The organism is Paraburkholderia tagetis (assembly GCF_022213065.1).
Classification (GTDB): Bacteria; Pseudomonadota; Gammaproteobacteria; order Burkholderiales; family Burkholderiaceae; genus Paraburkholderia; species Paraburkholderia tagetis.
On sequence record NZ_JAKLJA010000001.1, the window covers coordinates 80,642 to 97,161 of the forward strand.

Here is a 16,520-nt window from a genome sequence, read left to right on the forward strand (position 1 = left end):
AGCTTAAGGAATGACACCCGACGTCGCCAGCGCGTCCCCCGACGCCGACGCAGACCGCAACGACACGAGTTATCGCGTGCCGGGTCTGGAACGGGGCCTGCGCATTCTGACCGAATTCTCGCCGCGCGAGCCGGTGCTCGACGCGCCCGAACTGTCGCGGCGCCTCGGCATTCCGCGCACCACGGTGTTTCGTCTGTTGCAGACACTCGAATCGCTCGGCTTTCTCGAGCGCGCCGACCGCGACCGCAACTATCGCCTGGGCGTGGCCGTGCTGCGCCTCGGTTTCGAATATCTGAGCTCGCTCGAGCTGACCGATCTCGGCCTGCCGCTGATCGAGTCGCTGCGCGACGCAACCGGGCTGACCTCGCATATCGTGATTCGTGACGGACGCGACATCGTGTTCGTCGCCAAGGCGCAAAGCCATGCGCCCATTTTCAGCTCGGTGAAGGTGAACGTCGGCACGCGCCTCCCGGCGCACGCCACGACGCACGGCCAGGTGTTGATGGGCGATCTCACGCTGGAAGAACTGCGCGCGCTCTATCCGGAGCCCCAACTCGAACGCTATACGCCCTCCACGCCGGAAACGGTCGAAGCGCTCTACGAGCGCATTCGCGAGGACGCGGAGCGCGGCTACGCCGTGAGCGAGTCGTCGTTCGAGCGCGGTATTTCGGTGGTCTCGGCGCCGGTGCGCAACGACACGGGCCGCATCGCCGCCGTGGTGACGACGACCATTCCGCGCCCCGGCATCGACACGCAACTGCTCGACGGCGGCCTGATCGACCGCGTGCGCCACACCGCCGATGAACTCTCGAAACGCCTGAACTATCGTCCGCAGGCGTCGCGAGGCAAGAGCTCGCCTTATATGAAGGCATTGGGGATCAAATGATTCAACTCGATTTGACCGGCCAGGTTGCGGTGGTGACGGGCGGTTCGTCCGGCATCGGCCTCGCCGCCGCCGAACTCTTTCTGCGCGCGGGCGCAGCGGTCGCGATCTGCGGGCGCGACAACGACCGCCTCGCACGCGCCGAGCGCGAACTGCGCGAGCGCCATCCGCAAGCGCAATTGCTGGCCGCGCGCTGCGACGTGCTCGACGCTGACGACGTTGCCGCTTTTGCCGGCGAAGTCGAAAAGCGTTTCGGCCGCGCCGACATGCTCGTGAACAACGCAGGCCAGGGTCGCGTCTCGACCTTCGCCAATACCAGCGACGAAGCCTGGCGCGAAGAACTGGACCTCAAGTACTTCAGCATCATTCGCCCGACGCGCGCGTTTCTGCCGATGCTGCGCAACGCGGCGAAGCATGGAAACGGCGCGGGCAACGCGTCCATCGTCTGCGTGAACTCGCTGCTTGCGTTGCAGCCCGAGCCGCACATGGTGGCGACCTCTTCGGCGCGCGCGGGTGTGCTCAGCCTCATCAAGTCGCTCGCGGTGGAACTCGCGCCCGAGCACATTCGCGTGAACTCGATTCTGATCGGCATCGTGGAGTCGGGCCAATGGCGCCGCCGCTACGAAGCCGACAGCGAGGCGCAGGCCGCCGGTCAGAGCTGGGAAGACTGGACCCGCGAGCTCGCACGCAAGAAACATATTCCGCTCGGCCGCTTCGGCCGTCCCGAAGAAGCGGCCCAGGCGCTGTTTTATCTGGCCACGTCCCTGTCGTCCTATACGACGGGCAGTCATATCGATGTATCTGGAGGCGTTGCACGTCATGTCTAATCAAACCACCGTCGGCGAACTGATCGCTGCCTTCCTCGAACAATGCGGAGTCCAAACCGCTTTCGGCGTGATCTCGATTCATAACATGCCGATTCTCGACGCCATTGGCCGTCGCGGCAACATTCGCTATGTGGGTGCGCGCGGCGAAGCGGGCGCGCTCAATATGGCGGACGGGCTGGCGCGCGTCTCGGGCGGCCTCGGCGTGGCGTTCACGAGCACGGGCACGGCGGCGGGCAACGCAGCGGGCGCGATGGTCGAAGCGCTCACGGCAGGCACCGCGGTGCTGCACATCACCGGCCAGATCGAAACCGAATACCTCGATCAGGACCTCGCCTATATTCACGAGGCGCCCGATCAATTGTCGATGCTCCAGTCGATCTCGAAGGCCGCGTTCCGCGTGCGCTCGGTCGAAACGGCGCTGCCGACCATCCGCGAAGCCGTGCGCATCGCGCAAACCGCGCCGAGCGGCCCGGTGAGCGTGGAGATCCCCATCGACATTCAGGCCGCGCTGACCGAATGGCCCGCCGACCTGAGCGCTCCGCATCTCACGACGCTCACGCACGACGAAGCGCGCGTGGAGCAACTGGCGAACGAACTCGCGAAGGCGAAGCGTCCGCTGCTGTGGCTCGGCGGCGGCACGCGTCACGCGCGCGCTGCGGTGGAGCGTCTCGTCGCGCTGGGTTTTGGCGTGGTGACGAGCGTGCAGGGCCGTGGCGTGCTGCCCGAAGATCATCCGGCCACGCTGGGCGCGTTCAACGTGAGCCCTTCGGTCGAGCGCTTCTACAAGACTTGCGATGCGATGCTCGTGGTGGGTTCGCGCCTGCGCGGCAATGAAACGCTCAAGTACAAGCTCGGTCTGCCGCAGCCGCTTTATCGCGTGGACGCCGACGCGCTCGCCGACAACCGCGGCTATCGCAACGCGCTGTTCGTCCATGGCGATTCCGCCCGCGTGCTGGACGCGCTCGCGACGCGCCTCGAAAACCGCATCAAGGTCGATCCGCAATTCTCCGCCGATCTGGCCGAAGCGCGCGAGATCGCCGTGTCGGAAACGGCCAAGGGGCTCGGTCCGTATCGCCGCCTCGTGGAAGCGCTGCAACGCGCTGTGGGCCGCGACTATAACTGGGTGCGCGACGTCACGATCTCGAACAGCACGTGGGGCAACCGTCTGCTGAAGATCTTCTCGCCGCGTGCGGGCGTGCACGCGCTCGGCGGCGGTATCGGCCAAGGCATGCAGATGGCGATTGGCGCGGCGCTTGCGAACGCCGCCGCGAAGACCGTGTGCCTCGTGGGCGACGGCGGCCTGATGGTGAATGTGGGCGAACTCGCGACGGCCGTGCAGGAAAAGGCCAACGTGATGATCGTGCTGATGAACGATCAGTGCTACGGCGTGATCCGCAACATTCAGGACGCGCAGTACGGCGGCCGCCGCATGTTCGTCGATCTGCACCAGCCGGAGTTCTCGCAGTTTTGCGCGAGCCTGGGTCTCAAGCATTTCCGCCTTTCGTCGCTCGACGAAGCGGACGGCGTGATCAGCGAAGGCATGGCCTACGAAGGCCCGGTGCTGCTCGAAGTGGACATGAAGGCCGTGGGCAGCTTCGAGACGGTGTTTGCGGGCCCGCCGGTGCGCAAGCAGGAGCCGCAACATGCCTGATCACAAGGCCAACCACATGCACGCACCCATCGACATCGCAATGATCGGCTTCGGCGCGATCGGGCAGACGGTGTATCGCGCAGTCGCGGCGGACCCGCTCGTGCATGTCTCGCACGTGATCGTGCCTGAGAGTCACGCCGCCGCCGTGCGCGAGCAGGTGGACGGCGCGGTGGAAGTGGTGTCGTCGGTGCACGCGCTTTCGACCAGGCCGCAGTTCGCGCTCGAATGCGCGGGCCATGCGGCGCTGATCGATCACGTCGTGCCGCTGTTGCAAAGCGGCACCGACTGCGCGGTGAACTCGATCGGCGCGCTCTCCGACGTCGACTTGCTCGAGCGCCTCTCGCTCGCCGCCGATGAAGGCGGCGCCACGGTCACGCTGCTGTCCGGCGCGATTGGCGGCATCGATGCGCTTTCGGCGGCGAAGCTCGGCGGCCTCGACGAAGTGCTGTACACGGGCCGCAAGCCGCCGCTCGGCTGGCTCGATACGCCGGCGGAAAAGGTCTGCGATCTGCGTGCGCTCACGAGAGAGCAGGTGATCTTCGAAGGCAGCGCGCGCGAAGCGGCGCGGCTCTTTCCGAAGAACGCGAACGTGGCGGCCACCATCGCGATTGCGGGCCTCGGCCTCGACCAGACCACGGTGCGCCTGATTGCCGATCCGGCCGTCGAGCGCAACGTGCACCGCATCGTCGCGCGCGGCGCGTTTGGCGAGATGTCGCTGGAGATGTGCGGCAAGCCGCTGCCCGATAACCCGAAGACCTCGGCGCTCACCGCGTACAGCGCGATTCGCGCGCTGCGCAACCGGGCCGCGCGCTGCGTGATCTGACGAAGCGATTTTGAAGCGATCACCGGCGATGCGTGCATATGCACTGCATCGCTGGCACTGAAACAAAGAGACCTCTGACATGACTCCATTCGATACGAGCCTGGTTCGCGATCTGGTACCGACGGGCGATATCCTGATTGGCGGCGAGTGGCGCCAGGGCCGCGCCGCGCCTTTTGCGAGCCTTTATCCCGCCGACCAGTCGGTGAACATGGAGGTCTCGACGGCGAGCGCCGAAGACGCCAGCGAGGCGGTCGAAAAAGCGCACGCAGCGTGGAAGAACAGCGAATGGGCTGGGATGAAGCCGCATCTGCGCGCGCTGGTGCTTTATCGCATCGCCGACCTCATCATGCAGCGTCATGAAGCGCTCGCGCAGTTGCAGCGCCGCGACAACGGCAAGCCCGTCGGCGAAACGCGCGTGCTGGTGGCGAGCGCCGCCAACACGTTCCGCTACTTCGCGGCCTGCCTCGAAACGCTCGACGACGAACTCACGCCGCCGCGCGGCGACTATCTGACGATGAGTGTGCACGAGCCCATCGGCGTGATCGCGGCAATCACGCCGTGGAATTCGCCGATCGCCTCCGATGCACAGAAGCTCGCCCCCGCGCTCGCGGCCGGCAACGCGGTCGTGCTCAAGCCCGCCGAAGTCACGCCGCTCGTCTCGCTCGCGCTTGCACGCATTTGCGAGGAAGCGGGCGTGCCCAAGGGCATTTTGAGTGTGCTGCCCGGCAAGGGCTCGGTGATCGGCGATGTGCTGGTGCGCCATCCGCTCGTGAAGAAAGTCTCGTTCACGGGCGGCACCGAAGTGGGCCGGGGCATCGCGCGCATCGCGGCGGAAAAACTGATGCCGGTGTCGCTCGAACTGGGTGGCAAGTCGCCGACTATCGTGTTCGAAGACGCCGATCTCGATCATGCCGTGAATGGCGTGCTGTATGGCATCTTCAGTTCGTCGGGCGAGGCGTGTATCGCGGGTTCGCGTCTGTTCGTGCAGCGCTCGATTTACGACGCGTTCATGAAGCGACTCGTGGATGGCGCGCGCAAGCTGCGCGTGGGCGACCCGACGCGTGAGAACACGCAGATGGGTCCGCTCATCACGGCCAAACACCGCGAGTCGGTGGAGCGCTACGTGGCGATCGGTCTCGAAGAAGGTGGCCGTCTCCTGTGCGGCGGCGAGCGCCCCGTGGGTGACGGTCGTGAGAACGGCTTCTTCTATCAGCCGACCATTCTGGAAGGACTCCAGAACAGTGCGCGCATCTGCCAGGAAGAGATCTTCGGACCGGTGCTGGTGGCGATGCCTTTCGACGACGAAGCCGCACTGATCGAAGAAGCGAATGACAGCGTGTTTGGCCTGGCCGCCGGCATCTGGACGCGCGACTACAAGCGCGCGTGGCGCGTGGCCCGCAAGCTCGAAGCGGGCACGGTCTGGATCAATACGTACAAGCTGTTCTCGATTTCCACGCCGTTCTCGGGCTGGAAAGAGAGCGGCATGGGCCGCGAGAAAGGGCGCCTCGGCATTCGCGAATACATGCAGCAAAAGAGCCTCTACTGGGGCTTGAACGACGCGCCGCTGCCTTGGGCCAACGCCTGAGCGCGCGTAACGGAGCAATGAACATGACGATTCTCGGCATCGAACAGATTACCTACGGCGTGACCGACCTCGAAACCTGCCGGCGCTTTTTCGCCGACTGGGGTTTGAAGGAAACATCGCACGACGACGCGCGCGCGCGTTTCGAAACGCTCAACGGCTGCACGGTGTTGCTGGCCGACGCGAACGACGCAACACTGCCCGCCGCATTCGAAGCGGGCCCGACGCTGCGCGAAGTGACGTGGGGCGTGGCCACGCGTGAAGAACTCGACGCGCTGCGCGAGCGCCTGAAAGGCCAGCCCGGCTATTACAGCGAGCCGGCAGCGGTGGGCTGCTTCGACCCCGCAGGCATGGCGATTCGCGTGGAAGTGACGCGCCGCCGCGAGATCGATTTGAAGGGGTCACCCTCGAACGTGTGGGGCCAGACGCTGCGCGTGGATACGCCGTCGCCAATTTACGAGCGCGCGGAGCCCGTGGAAGTGGGCCATGTGGTGTTCTTCACGAACTGCCTCGCTGAGCAGGAGCAGTTCTATCACGCGCTGCTCGGCTTCGAGACGTCGGACCGCTACCCGAATCGCGGTGCGTTCATGCGCTGCGCGCCGCACGGCGGCCACCACGACCTGTTCCTGCTCGCGCTGCCCGACGGCAAGAAGGGCCTCAATCACGTGGCTTTCACCGTGCGTGATATTCACGAGGTGTTCGGCGGCGGCCTGCATATCAGCCGTTGCGGCTGGACCACGCAGCTCGGCCCGGGCCGGCATCCGGTTTCCTCGGCGTACTTCTGGTACTTCAAGAACCCGGCCGGCGGCCTGATCGAGTATTACGCAGACGAAGACGTGCTCACGCCCGAATGGCAGCCGCGCGAATTCGAGCCGGGCCCGACCGTGTTCGCGGAGTGGGCCATCGACGGCGGTCTCGACGGCAATACGCGCCGCCAGAAGAACGCCGATGCGCCGCAAGGCAAGTTCATGACGGAGCGTAAGCAATGAGCGCCGAAAACGAAAGCGCCGCAACGCAAGCGCCGCGCACCGTCGTCGTGATCGGCGGCGGCCAGGCCGCGGGCTGGGTCGTGAAGACGCTACGCAAGGAAGGCTTTGCCGGCCGTCTCGTGATGATCGCAGACGAAGCGCATCTGCCCTACGAGCGCCCGCCGCTTTCGAAGGCCGTGCTCGCGGGCGAGGCCGATATCGAAACGGTGCGCATCGCGAAGCCCGACGAATTCGCTGCGCTGAATGTCGAAGCCTGGCAGCCCGACTGCGCGACGTCGATCGACCGCGCGGCGCGCGTGGTCACGACGCGCGCGGGCCGCGAAGTGAAGTACGACCGCCTCGTGATTGCCACGGGCGGCGCGGCGCGCAAGCTGCCCGCGAGCATCGCGAAGAGCGCGCACGTGACCTATCTGCGCACGCTCGACGAGGCGATGGCGCTGGGCGAGCGGCTGCGCCGCAGCCAGCGCGTGCTGGTGGTGGGCGGCGGCTGGATCGGGCTCGAAGTGGCCGCGACGGCGCGCAAGCTCGGCGTGCAAGCGACGGTGGTGGAAGGCGCACCGCGTCTGTGCGCGCGCTCGCTGCCGCAGGACGTGTCGGACTTCCTGCTCGATCTGCATCGCGCGAATGGCGTGGACGTGCGCTTGAACGCGGCGCTGGTTTCGCTTGAAGACCGCGCTGAAGATGGCATACGCGCTGGCGGCGTGCGCGCGACTTTCGCGGACGGCAGCACGCTCGATGCGGATTTCGCCGTGGCCGGCATCGGTCTTGCACCGCATACGGCGCTTGCCGAAGCAGCGGGGCTCGCGGTGGAAGACGGCATCGTCGTGGACGAATTCGGTGAAACTTCGGATTCCAATGTATTCGCGTGCGGCGACGTCGCGAATCATCCGAACGCGTGGCTCAAGCGCCGCGTGCGCCTGGAATCGTGGGCCAATGCGCAGAATCAGGCGATTGCCGCGGCCAAGGCCGTGCTGGGCGTGAAGACGCCCTATGCGGAGATCCCGTGGTTCTGGTCCGATCAGTACGACGTGAATCTGCAGATCCTCGGCGACATTCCGGCCGGCGTCGCCCCGGCGCTGCGCGGCAGCCTCGAAGAAAAGCGCGCGACGCTCTTCTTCGTGGAAGAAGGGCATCTGCGCGGCGTCATCGCAATCAACTCGGCGCGCGATCTCAAGCTCGCACGCAAATGGATGAGCCAGGGGCGCGCAGTCGATATCGCGGCGCTCACGGACACCAGCAAGGCCCTCGCTTAAGGCCTTATACAAGAGACAACACGGAGACGGGACGACAGGCATGAGAACTTTCGACACCACCATCGGCCATGACGGTAGCGCCACAATCGTCGAGCCGTACAGCGGGCCGCTTACGCGCGGATCGATCATCGCGCGGCTCGAACGGCTGCCGGCCAACGCCATGCAGGTGCGCGCGCGCCTGTTGATCGGCCTTGCCACCTTCTTCGATGGTTTCGACGTGATCGCGATTGCCGCGACCCTGCCGATCCTGATCCAGAAGTGGCATCTCACGCCGTGGGAGATCGGTTTTCTGATCGCCTCGGGCTCGGTCGGCCAGTTGTTCGGCGCCTTCCTGTTTCCGTGGCTCGCGGAACGTCAGGGCCGCGTGCGTGCGATCGCGTGGAGTTCGGGCATCATCGGCGTGACGAGCATTGCTTGCGGTTTCGCGCCGTCGTTCATGGCGTTCGCCGCGCTGCGCGTGGTCCAGGGCCTGGGTCTGGGCGGCGAACTGCCCGTGGCCGCCACCTATATCAACGAGGTCAGCCGCGCTCATGGCCGTGGACGTTTCGTGCTCCTCTACGAAATTGTGTTCCCGGTTGGCCTGCTCGCGTCGAATGCGCTGGGCGCCTGGGTCGTGCCGCGCTTCGGCTGGCAGGCGATGTACTTCATCGGCGCGATGCCGCTCGTGCTGTTCTTCGTGCTGCGCAGGCTCGTGCCCGAGTCGCCGCGCTGGCTCGCCGAACGTGAGCGCCTGCAAGAGGCCCACGACGCGGTGAGCGCGTTCGAGCGCACCGCAAAGGGACCGCTCGATCCGGTCACGAACGCCGCTGAATTCGATACGCTCGTCAAGCGTCATCCGAAGCGCCGCGTGAAGGACTTGTTCGGGCCGGCTTACCTCAAGCGCACGCTCGCGGTCGCCATGCTGTGGATGACGTGCGGCTTTATCCAGTACGGGCTTTCCACCTGGTTGCCGACGATCTACCGCAACGTCTATCACGCGCCGCTGCAGCTCGCGCTCAATCTCGCGGTGGCCGCCTCGGTGCTCGGCGTGCTGGGCTCGCTTACCTGCGCGCTGCTGGTGGACAAAGTGGGCCGCAAGCCCATCATCAATGTCTCGTTCGTGCTGTGCGCGGTGTCGCTCGCGCTGGCCGGCATCTGCCACGCCATGTCGGTGTACGTGGTGGCGACGTTCTGCGCGTTGTCGCTCGGCCTGCTCGCCTGCGGCTTCATTACCGCCTACGTCTACACGCCCGAGCTTTATCCCACGAGCATCCGCGCGATGGGTTGCGGCATGGGCGGCGCGTGGCTCAAGGTGGCGGCCATCTTCGCGCCCACTATCGTTTCGAAGACGATGATTGGCGGGAATCTGGACGTGGCGTTTTATATCCTTGCCGCCGTGCCATTCCTTGCGGCTATAACGGTGCACTTTCTCGGTATTGAAACCAAGGGCAAGGTGCTCGAACAACTGGAAGCCTGAGCGCCAGCTTATATATGAGGAATCGCGTCGTGGCGATCGCGATTCCGTTCGAAATGTATGAAGAACCCGCCGAATATCCGCGTTATACGATGGATTGCGAGCCCACATATCAATCGCAATGTCCCTTGGATGCGTATCGATTCTGTGCTATCAACATAAAAACCAAGAAAAAGATTTGATTCTGCTGTTTTCCGTTTTTAGCTGGGGGTAATAAGCAAGAATTGAAAACGGAGGCAGCCATGCATGAGCTCAGTGGCTTTCTTCTTTCGTTGCATGGCGCGGCGCGTGAAGTGCCCTTCGAAGACTTTCAGGATCATGCGCTCAAGCTGCTCAGGCAGCTCGTGCCGTTCGACGCTGCACGCTGGGGCACGGCCCGCCACGACGCACGCGGCGCCCAGTTTCATGCGCCTTATCTCTATAACGACTCCCCCGAGTCGCTCAAGGACTACGAAACCATTCGCGAACACGATCGCTGTGCCACGTGGTGCCTTACGCATCTGGGCACCGTGGCCAATTTTCCGCTTTTCGCGCTGTTTGGAAAATCCAGCCATCCGGGGCTAGGGAACTATGTGCGCCGCTATCGCCATATGCACGGCCTGATCGTCGGCTGCAAGTCCGGCGAAGACGGCTTGCGTCAGGCGATCTCGCTGTATGGCGCATACGAAGACACGCCATTCGACGAGGCGCAGCGCAAAACGCTCGAAGTGGTGTTTCCGCACCTCACGGAGGCCTTGCAAACGAGCCTCGCGTTTCATATGGAGCGTCTCAGGCCGCATGGCGGCGCAGGCGTGTGGTCGCTGGCAGTCTGCGATGCGGCAGGAAACTTTCGTTTCGTCGAGCCCGCCTTTCGCGACCGGCTGCGTCAGGAATGGCCCGGCCTTGCGCACCGTGCATTGCCGCCGCATCTCACGCGCCTCGCCTGCACCGGGGCGCAGACGAGTTTTCAGGGGCGTGCCGCGTTGTTCTTCATCGAAGTCCTGCACGATACGGTTTTTGTTCGTGCCCGTGCGCGCCTGCCCGTGGACGCGCTTTCACGACGCGAGCTCGAAGTCGCGCAACTCGTGACCGAGGGCCTCACGCACAAGGAGATCGCACGGTCGCTGGACATCGCGCCCGCCACCGTTCGCAATCATCTGCAGGCAATACACGAGCGCGCCGGCGTGCATTCCAATGCCGAACTCGTGCAGCAGCTCAGGCGCGCGGGGCACTAGAGACCCTAAACCGCTTTCCACCAATGAGAGGCCGGGGCTTCGAGATGGATGAAATGGCCCGTTACGAGTTCGGTGTATTGCGCGCACGGAAATAGCTGCATCCAGATGCGCCGCTCGGCTTCGAGATCGATGAGCGGGTCCTCACGGCCGAATACCAGTTGCACCCTTTGCACGCCCGGCACGGGCTCGAGGGGCGGCAGCGGATCGGCCCAGAAGTCGCGCACGATGACCTCGAACGCGCTGGGGTCGATGACCTTATGGCGGGCAAGCAGATCCAGATACCAGCGCCGCCGCGTGTTCGCGCCCGCGCCCCAGTAAAGCTCGAACAGGTTTGCAAAGCTCGTGACCTGAACCGCGAGGCGCGCGAAGCGCTCGTAATCGCTCGTTGCCTTGAATTCCTCCAGTGCGGCGAGCAGCGGCTCCGACGACGGCGAGCGCGTCAGCAGCCGCGTCGCGAGCCGCACGAAGGCATCGCCGATGTCATAGACCGGCGCGAGCAGCCACAGCTTGCCGATATGGGCAGGCACACGCTCGATGAGCCGCAGCGCGAGGTGCGCGCCGAACGAATGCGCGAGCAGATCGACGGGCCGTCCGGTCGTGTCGGCAAGCATGCGGATTTCGTCCTCCGCCGCTTCGACGAGGGCGCCGAACGGCCGCGCAAACAGCACGACCGAGCGCGGCTGGTCCCACCAGTGAATGGGCAGCGTGCGCCCGTAGAGATCGCGCTCGGCAATCGACGAGAGCCCCGGGCCGCCATGGAGGAACAGCGTGGATAGGGGAGAGCTCATGCTCGCTCCGCAAGATGTGCGAGTGTTGCCCGCCCTGGCGCGGGCGGACGTTGCGTGGAGTGGACCCTAAGGCGAATTAATCGGCGTCCGGCGCGCTCGTGCCGCTGCGGTAGGTCTCGTTGAGATAGAACAGCACCCCCAGCGGGTTCTTGCTCTGCAACTGCACGATCCGGTACGCCTCGTTCGCGCTGTTGTTGATCGCGAGGAACTGATTGTTGCCGGCGGTCGTGCTGCAGGTGTTGGTGCCCGAGGCGGTCAGCGTGACCGAGGTCGTGCCCGGCGTCACGCCGCTCGCCTGCTGATAGCCGCAGCCTTGCTGACCTTCGCTCTGCACGCTCACGCCGGTGAGCGTCAATGACGAGGTCGCTGGCGGCCGCGTGAAGTCCACCGTCACCGAGCTTTGCGCGCCAGCCTGCGCACCGCTTGCGGAGAGCAAGCCGCTGATCACATCGGCGTTCACGCTCGGCCAGTCGCCGCTCATGAAGGTGGACTTGCCGAGCGAGGCATCGACGAACTGCGTCGTGCTCTCCACGTTGTAGGTGCCGATCACGCTGCCGTTCGCGCCATAGAGCGTGAATGCGTACGTTTTGCTGGCCGGCAGGCTGCTCACGTCGAGCTTGCTGGTCGCCCAGTAGCCTCGTTGCGGCGGGGTAAAGGCGCTGCCGTTCGGCGTGATCCAGTCCCAGCGAAATTCATTGGTGTTGCTGCCGGTCGTGAACGCGGTGGTGGGCGCAGAGGTGGGCTGCGTTACCGCGATCGACAGATAGTTGACGCCCGTGACGCTCGAGCGGGTCAACCATAACCCCGAAGCCGGCAAGCCGGGGCCCGTGACGAGCGCATAGCTGATCGCGCTGCCTGTGCCGTCCAGTTTGATATCGAGGGTCACGCCCGCGTCGAAGACCGATTGATCGGGGTTGCCGCTTGCGTTGACGAAGCTGTCGTGGAAGGAGCGATAGGTCGTGCGCGTCGAGACCGACATGTTGTACGGAAGCTGGTTGCCGACGATATTCCAGCTACCCGAGGCCGCTTGATGAACGGTCGTGTAGAGCGTGTACTGGCCCTGGCTGCCTTGCGCGCTCGACAGGCCATAGGGCACGGCCACCAATGCGCTCGTTCCGGCCTGGTTCACGCTTACGGTCGTGGGCGTCGAGCCATTCATGTTGAGGCTCGAAGAAGCGAGGCCCGGCGCGTACTTCGTGATGTTCGTGTAGCCGTTGTCCTGGTAGCTGGCGTCGATCAGGCCACTGCATGCCGATCCCGTGCCGCCGGCGGCCCCGCACGACTGCAGCGCGGCAGGCAGCGTGCCCAGGAAGTTCTGGAGTGACTCGATATTGGCGATCGTGCTCGCGCTCACGGCCGGCGCCACGGGCGCGTTGGCCGGCGTCGAGTTGTCGTTCAGCGCGAGGTAGGCCGCGCTTTGCGTCGTGGTGCTGCCGCTCGCCGGCGTCTTGTAGATCAGATAGGTCTTTGCACCTTCGGGGACGATGGCGAGCATGTCGATCAACGCGTCGGTACCCGTGTGGTTCGCGGTGAACGTGGTGGCCACGGGGTCGTACGTCGCCGGCAGTCCCACCGCGCCCAGCAGGTTGGCGAGATAGGCGTTGAGCGTCGCCTTGGCCGTCTCGGCGCCAACCACCGACACGCCGCTGAGCCCCATCGACGAGCCCTTCGTCACGAAGTCCATGGCGTTGCCGTCCGGCGTCAGCAGCGCGGCGACGGCCGTGGTCAAGGTCGTGACATTGGCCACGCCGGTCTGCCCGGCGGTCGGCAGGAGTGGCAGCACCGCGATCATCGGGCTGGCCTGGCCGCTCGGATCTGTCGCGACAAGCGCGATGGGCGCCGTGAGACCGCTCACCGCGAGCGAGTAGGTGCCGTCGCTGTGGGCCGTGGTCGTGGCGGTCGTGCCGTTGACGTCGGTGGCCGTGATGGTGGCCTGCGCAACGGCCTGGCCGTTCGCGACGGTGCCCGTCACCTGCGCGGGAGCGCTTGCGCTACCGCCTCCGCCCCCGCCATCGCCACCACCCCCGCCGCAGGCGGAAAGGGCCGCCAGTGCGAGGGTTGCCATCGCGGTGACACCCCGCCGCGATGCTTCGGATTGCCAGGATGCGTTTGTATTGTTCATGGCGATTCCTTTCGTTTGCATACGGTTCGACTCGATCCACGAGCGCGGGGTCATCCGTGCCTTGCGGTCGATGAACAAACGCAAGGCGCAGCGCCAGGCCGCGTGAGCATTTCAAGTAGAACTGGATTGCAGGCCGTCGGGAATGATGCAAATGAACCAGGCAAACAACAGACAAACTGCTGGCAAACGAATGTTGCAAACAACAGACGAATACAGGCGGCGATGCGTGGCGCGAGGGGAGCGCTCTGCTCCACGTCGCGTCAGCGCATGCGCGCTGCTCAGGCCGCAGCGGCGCTCTCGTCGAGCACGGGGTAATCCGTTAGACCTTTAGCGCCGCCACCGAACAGCGTTTCGCGCTGGTGTAGCGCGAGCGGTGCGCCAACGCGCAGGCGCTGCACGAGATCGGGGTTGGCGACGAACGGCCTGCCAAACGCGATCAGATCGGCCCAGCCCGCGTCGATGGCATCGCGTGCGCGCTCACCCGTATAGCGGCCCGCGTAAATCAGCACGCCCGGATAGGCGGCGCGCAGCTTGCGCTTGAATTCGAGCGGCATATGAGGCGCGTCGTCCCAGTCGGCTTCGGCGATATGAATATAGGCCACGCCGATCTCGCCGAGCTTTTGGGCCGCTGCGAGATAGGTCGTTTCCGGGTCGGCGTCTTCACAGCCGTTGAGCGTCGTGAGCGGCGCGAGGCGGATACCGACGCGCTGCGCGTCGCCCGTGCCTTCGACGAGCGCGCGCGTCACTTCGTCGAGGAAGCGCAGATGGTTTTTGAGCGAGCCGCCGTATTCATCAGTGCGCGTGTTCGCGTTGGAGTCGATGAACTGATTGACGAGATAGCCGTTCGCTGCATGCAGCTCGACGCCGTCGAAGCCCGCTTCGATGGCATTGCGCGCCGCCGTGCGGTACTGGCTCACGATTTCGCGAATCTCGTCGACGCTCAGCGCACGTGGTTCGGATGCCTGAACAAAGCCCGGCACGCCGTCGTCGCCGCTCGCGATGAACACGTTCACGCCCTTGGCTTGCAGCGCCGAAGACGACACCGGCTGCGCGCCGCCGAGCAGGCTCGTGTGGCTCAGACGGCCCACGTGCCAGAGCTGCGCGAAGATATGGCCACCTTTGGCATGAACCGCGGTCGTCACCTTGCGCCAACCCTCGATCTGACCGGCCGTGTGAATGCCGGGCGTCCACGCGTAGCCCTTGCCGAGCGGCGCGACATACGTGCCTTCGCTCACGATGAGTCCTGCGTCGGCGCGCTGCGCGTAGTACTCGGCCATCAGTGTATTGGCTTCGTCGCCGGGCTGGCTGGCGCGCGAGCGCGTCATCGGCGGCATCACGATGCGGTTGGGCAGTGTCAGTGCGCCGAGTTTGAGAGGCTGGAAAAGTGGATCATGATTCACGATGTATTTCCTGTTGGGGCGGCGTGTACGCCGCGAGTGTTCAAGGTCGGCGTTAGGTGGATTGGGGTTGTAGACTGGCTTTCGCGGGTCCTTTCGCGTTTTTTTCGCGTTTCCTTGTGTTCGTGTCGGTCTGCCTGGGTTGCCCCTGTGCGGGGCGGCACCTACTTTTCTTTGCAGCGGCAAAGAAAAGTAGGCAAAAGAAAGCCGCTCAAACCGCCAGTGTGACGCCGTCCACCTCTTGCCTGTGATCGAAGTGGTTCCGGGGCATCCGTCACCTCGCACCTTCAAACTGAGTGACAAAGGCCCCGCACATCCCGCTGCTCGCTACGCGCGCAGCGGTCGGGTCTGCATGGGAAACCACACGTACTGCGCGGGCACTCGAATACGCCCGCGCAGCATCGATTCGTATGCATTCCTCTGGTTTTGGGTTATGCCCCACGGGGCGCGCAGCGCCGCCGGAGGAATGAGCCCTTTGTCACTCCGTTATACGGCGCGTGGTGACAGACGCTCCGGAACCGCTCCGATTAACGGCAAGTGGTCCACTGCGTAACACTAGCGGTTTGAGCCGCTTTCTTTTGCCTACTTTTCTTTGCGGCTGCAAAGAAAAGTAGGTGCCGCCCCGCACAGGGGCAACGCTAATAGACCGACACGAAAACAAGGAAACGCGAAAAAAGCGAAAAAGCAAAAAACCCTATCGCACCGCAAGCCACCATACCCTGCGCTTTAGTCCCACTTCGCCGCGAGCCCCTCGGGGCTCACTTCACGGCCATTGCGTTCGAGCGCCGCGATCTCCGCCATGTCTTCGTCGCTCAGTTGCAGCGTCTGCGCAAGCAGATTGCTAGCGAGATTCTCACGCTTCGTCGACGAAGGAATAACCGAGTAACCGAGCCGCAGCGCCCAGGCGAGCGCCACCTGCGCCGGCGTCGCATGGCGTCGTTCCGCAATCGCGCGAATGACCGGGTCGCCGAGCACTTTGCCGTAAGCGAGCGTCATATACGACGTCACGTGAATACCTTCTTGCTGGAGAAAGCCCACGAGCTTGCGGCTTTGCAAATACGGGCTCAGTTCGATCTGATTGGTCGCGATGTTCTCTTTGCCGACCACGGCGATGGCCTGCTTCGTGAGTTCGATGTTGAAGTTCGACACACCGATCTGCTTCGTGAGGCCTTGCGACTTCGCTTCGGCCAGCGCGCTCATGAATTCCTCGAGCGAGACGCCGTTATTGGGCGCGGGCCAGTGGATCAGCGTGAGATCGACTTCGTCGGTGCGCAGTTTCTTGAGGCTGTCCTTGAGGCTCGGAATCAGCTTGTCGCGCGAATAGTTGTCGACCCAGATCTTGGTGGTCAGGAACAGGTCCTTGCGCGCGACGCCCGAGGCGGCGATGGCTTCGCCCACTTCGGCTTCGTTGCCGTAGATCTGTGCGGTGTCGATCGTGCGGTAGCCGAGTTCCAGGCCATTGCGCACCGAGTCGATGACAACCTGGCCTTGCAGGCGGAAGGTACCAAGGCCGAATGCGGGAATGTTGCTCATGAGGT

The 16,520-nt window shown here is 64.6% G+C and carries 13 protein-coding genes; 9 read left to right on the forward strand and 4 right to left on the reverse strand.

Annotated features, from left to right (window positions below):
- The first annotated feature begins 10 nt into the window (after positions 1-10).
- The 9 genes from L5014_RS00330 (at position 11) to L5014_RS00370 (ending at position 10,675) form a co-directional block, all read left to right on the forward strand.
- The gene (locus tag L5014_RS00330) at positions 11-886 is read left to right on the forward strand and encodes an IclR family transcriptional regulator (RefSeq protein ID WP_238461602.1); all 876 of its coding nucleotides are present in this window, start codon (positions 11-13) and stop codon (positions 884-886) included.
- Positions 883-1,710: an SDR family oxidoreductase gene (locus L5014_RS00335; protein ID WP_238461603.1), complete on the forward strand. Its 828-nt coding sequence runs from the start codon at positions 883-885 to the stop codon at positions 1,708-1,710. The genes L5014_RS00330 and L5014_RS00335 overlap by 4 nt, the downstream gene beginning before the upstream one ends.
- The gene (locus tag L5014_RS00340) at positions 1,703-3,361 is read left to right on the forward strand and encodes a thiamine pyrophosphate-binding protein (RefSeq protein WP_238461604.1); all 1,659 of its coding nucleotides are present in this window, start codon (positions 1,703-1,705) and stop codon (positions 3,359-3,361) included. Before L5014_RS00335 ends, L5014_RS00340 begins: the two co-directional genes overlap by 8 nt.
- Positions 3,354-4,184 carry an aspartate dehydrogenase gene (locus L5014_RS00345; RefSeq protein ID WP_238461605.1) on the forward strand — a complete coding sequence of 277 codons (831 nt, stop codon included), beginning with the start codon at positions 3,354-3,356 and terminating at the stop codon, positions 4,182-4,184. Before L5014_RS00340 ends, L5014_RS00345 begins: the two co-directional genes overlap by 8 nt.
- Positions 4,185-4,263: 79 nt before the next feature.
- Positions 4,264-5,769 (forward strand): aldehyde dehydrogenase, encoded by a 1,506-nt coding sequence (locus tag L5014_RS00350; protein WP_238461606.1) that lies wholly within the window; start codon positions 4,264-4,266, stop codon positions 5,767-5,769.
- 23 nt (positions 5,770-5,792) lie between these two features.
- Positions 5,793-6,755, forward strand: coding sequence for a VOC family protein (locus L5014_RS00355; RefSeq protein ID WP_238461607.1), 963 nt, complete (start codon positions 5,793-5,795; stop codon positions 6,753-6,755).
- On the forward strand, positions 6,752-8,008 hold the full coding sequence (locus L5014_RS00360) for an NAD(P)/FAD-dependent oxidoreductase (protein ID WP_238461608.1): 1,257 nt from the start codon (positions 6,752-6,754) through the stop codon (positions 8,006-8,008). Before L5014_RS00355 ends, L5014_RS00360 begins: the two co-directional genes overlap by 4 nt.
- Before the next feature lie 40 nt (positions 8,009-8,048).
- Complete coding sequence (locus L5014_RS00365; RefSeq protein ID WP_238461609.1) at positions 8,049-9,464, forward strand: MFS transporter; 1,416 nt, start codon at positions 8,049-8,051, stop codon at positions 9,462-9,464.
- Positions 9,465-9,703: 239 nt separating this feature from the next.
- Positions 9,704-10,675, forward strand: a complete 972-nt coding sequence (locus L5014_RS00370) for a helix-turn-helix transcriptional regulator (RefSeq protein WP_238461610.1) — start codon at positions 9,704-9,706, stop codon at positions 10,673-10,675.
- Positions 10,676-10,680: 5 nt separating this feature from the next.
- On the opposite strand, the gene L5014_RS00375 is transcribed toward L5014_RS00370, so the two are convergent.
- The 4 genes from L5014_RS00375 to dkgB all read right to left on the reverse strand — a co-directional run bounded on the left by L5014_RS00375 (position 10,681) and on the right by dkgB (position 16,515).
- Positions 10,681-11,463 carry an alpha/beta fold hydrolase gene (locus tag L5014_RS00375; protein ID WP_238461611.1) on the reverse strand — a complete coding sequence of 261 codons (783 nt, stop codon included), beginning with the start codon at positions 11,461-11,463 and terminating at the stop codon, positions 10,681-10,683.
- A 76-nt stretch (positions 11,464-11,539) separates the two neighbouring features.
- Complete coding sequence (locus tag L5014_RS00380; protein ID WP_238461612.1) at positions 11,540-13,585, reverse strand: hypothetical protein; 2,046 nt, start codon at positions 13,583-13,585, stop codon at positions 11,540-11,542.
- 278 nt (positions 13,586-13,863) lie between these two features.
- Positions 13,864-14,985 carry an alkene reductase gene (locus L5014_RS00385; RefSeq protein WP_238461613.1) on the reverse strand — a complete coding sequence of 374 codons (1,122 nt, stop codon included), beginning with the start codon at positions 14,983-14,985 and terminating at the stop codon, positions 13,864-13,866.
- 723 nt (positions 14,986-15,708) lie between these two features.
- The gene (gene dkgB, locus L5014_RS00390) at positions 15,709-16,515 is read right to left on the reverse strand and encodes a 2,5-didehydrogluconate reductase DkgB (RefSeq protein ID WP_238461614.1); all 807 of its coding nucleotides are present in this window, start codon (positions 16,513-16,515) and stop codon (positions 15,709-15,711) included.
- Between the last annotated feature and the right edge of the window lie 5 nt (positions 16,516-16,520).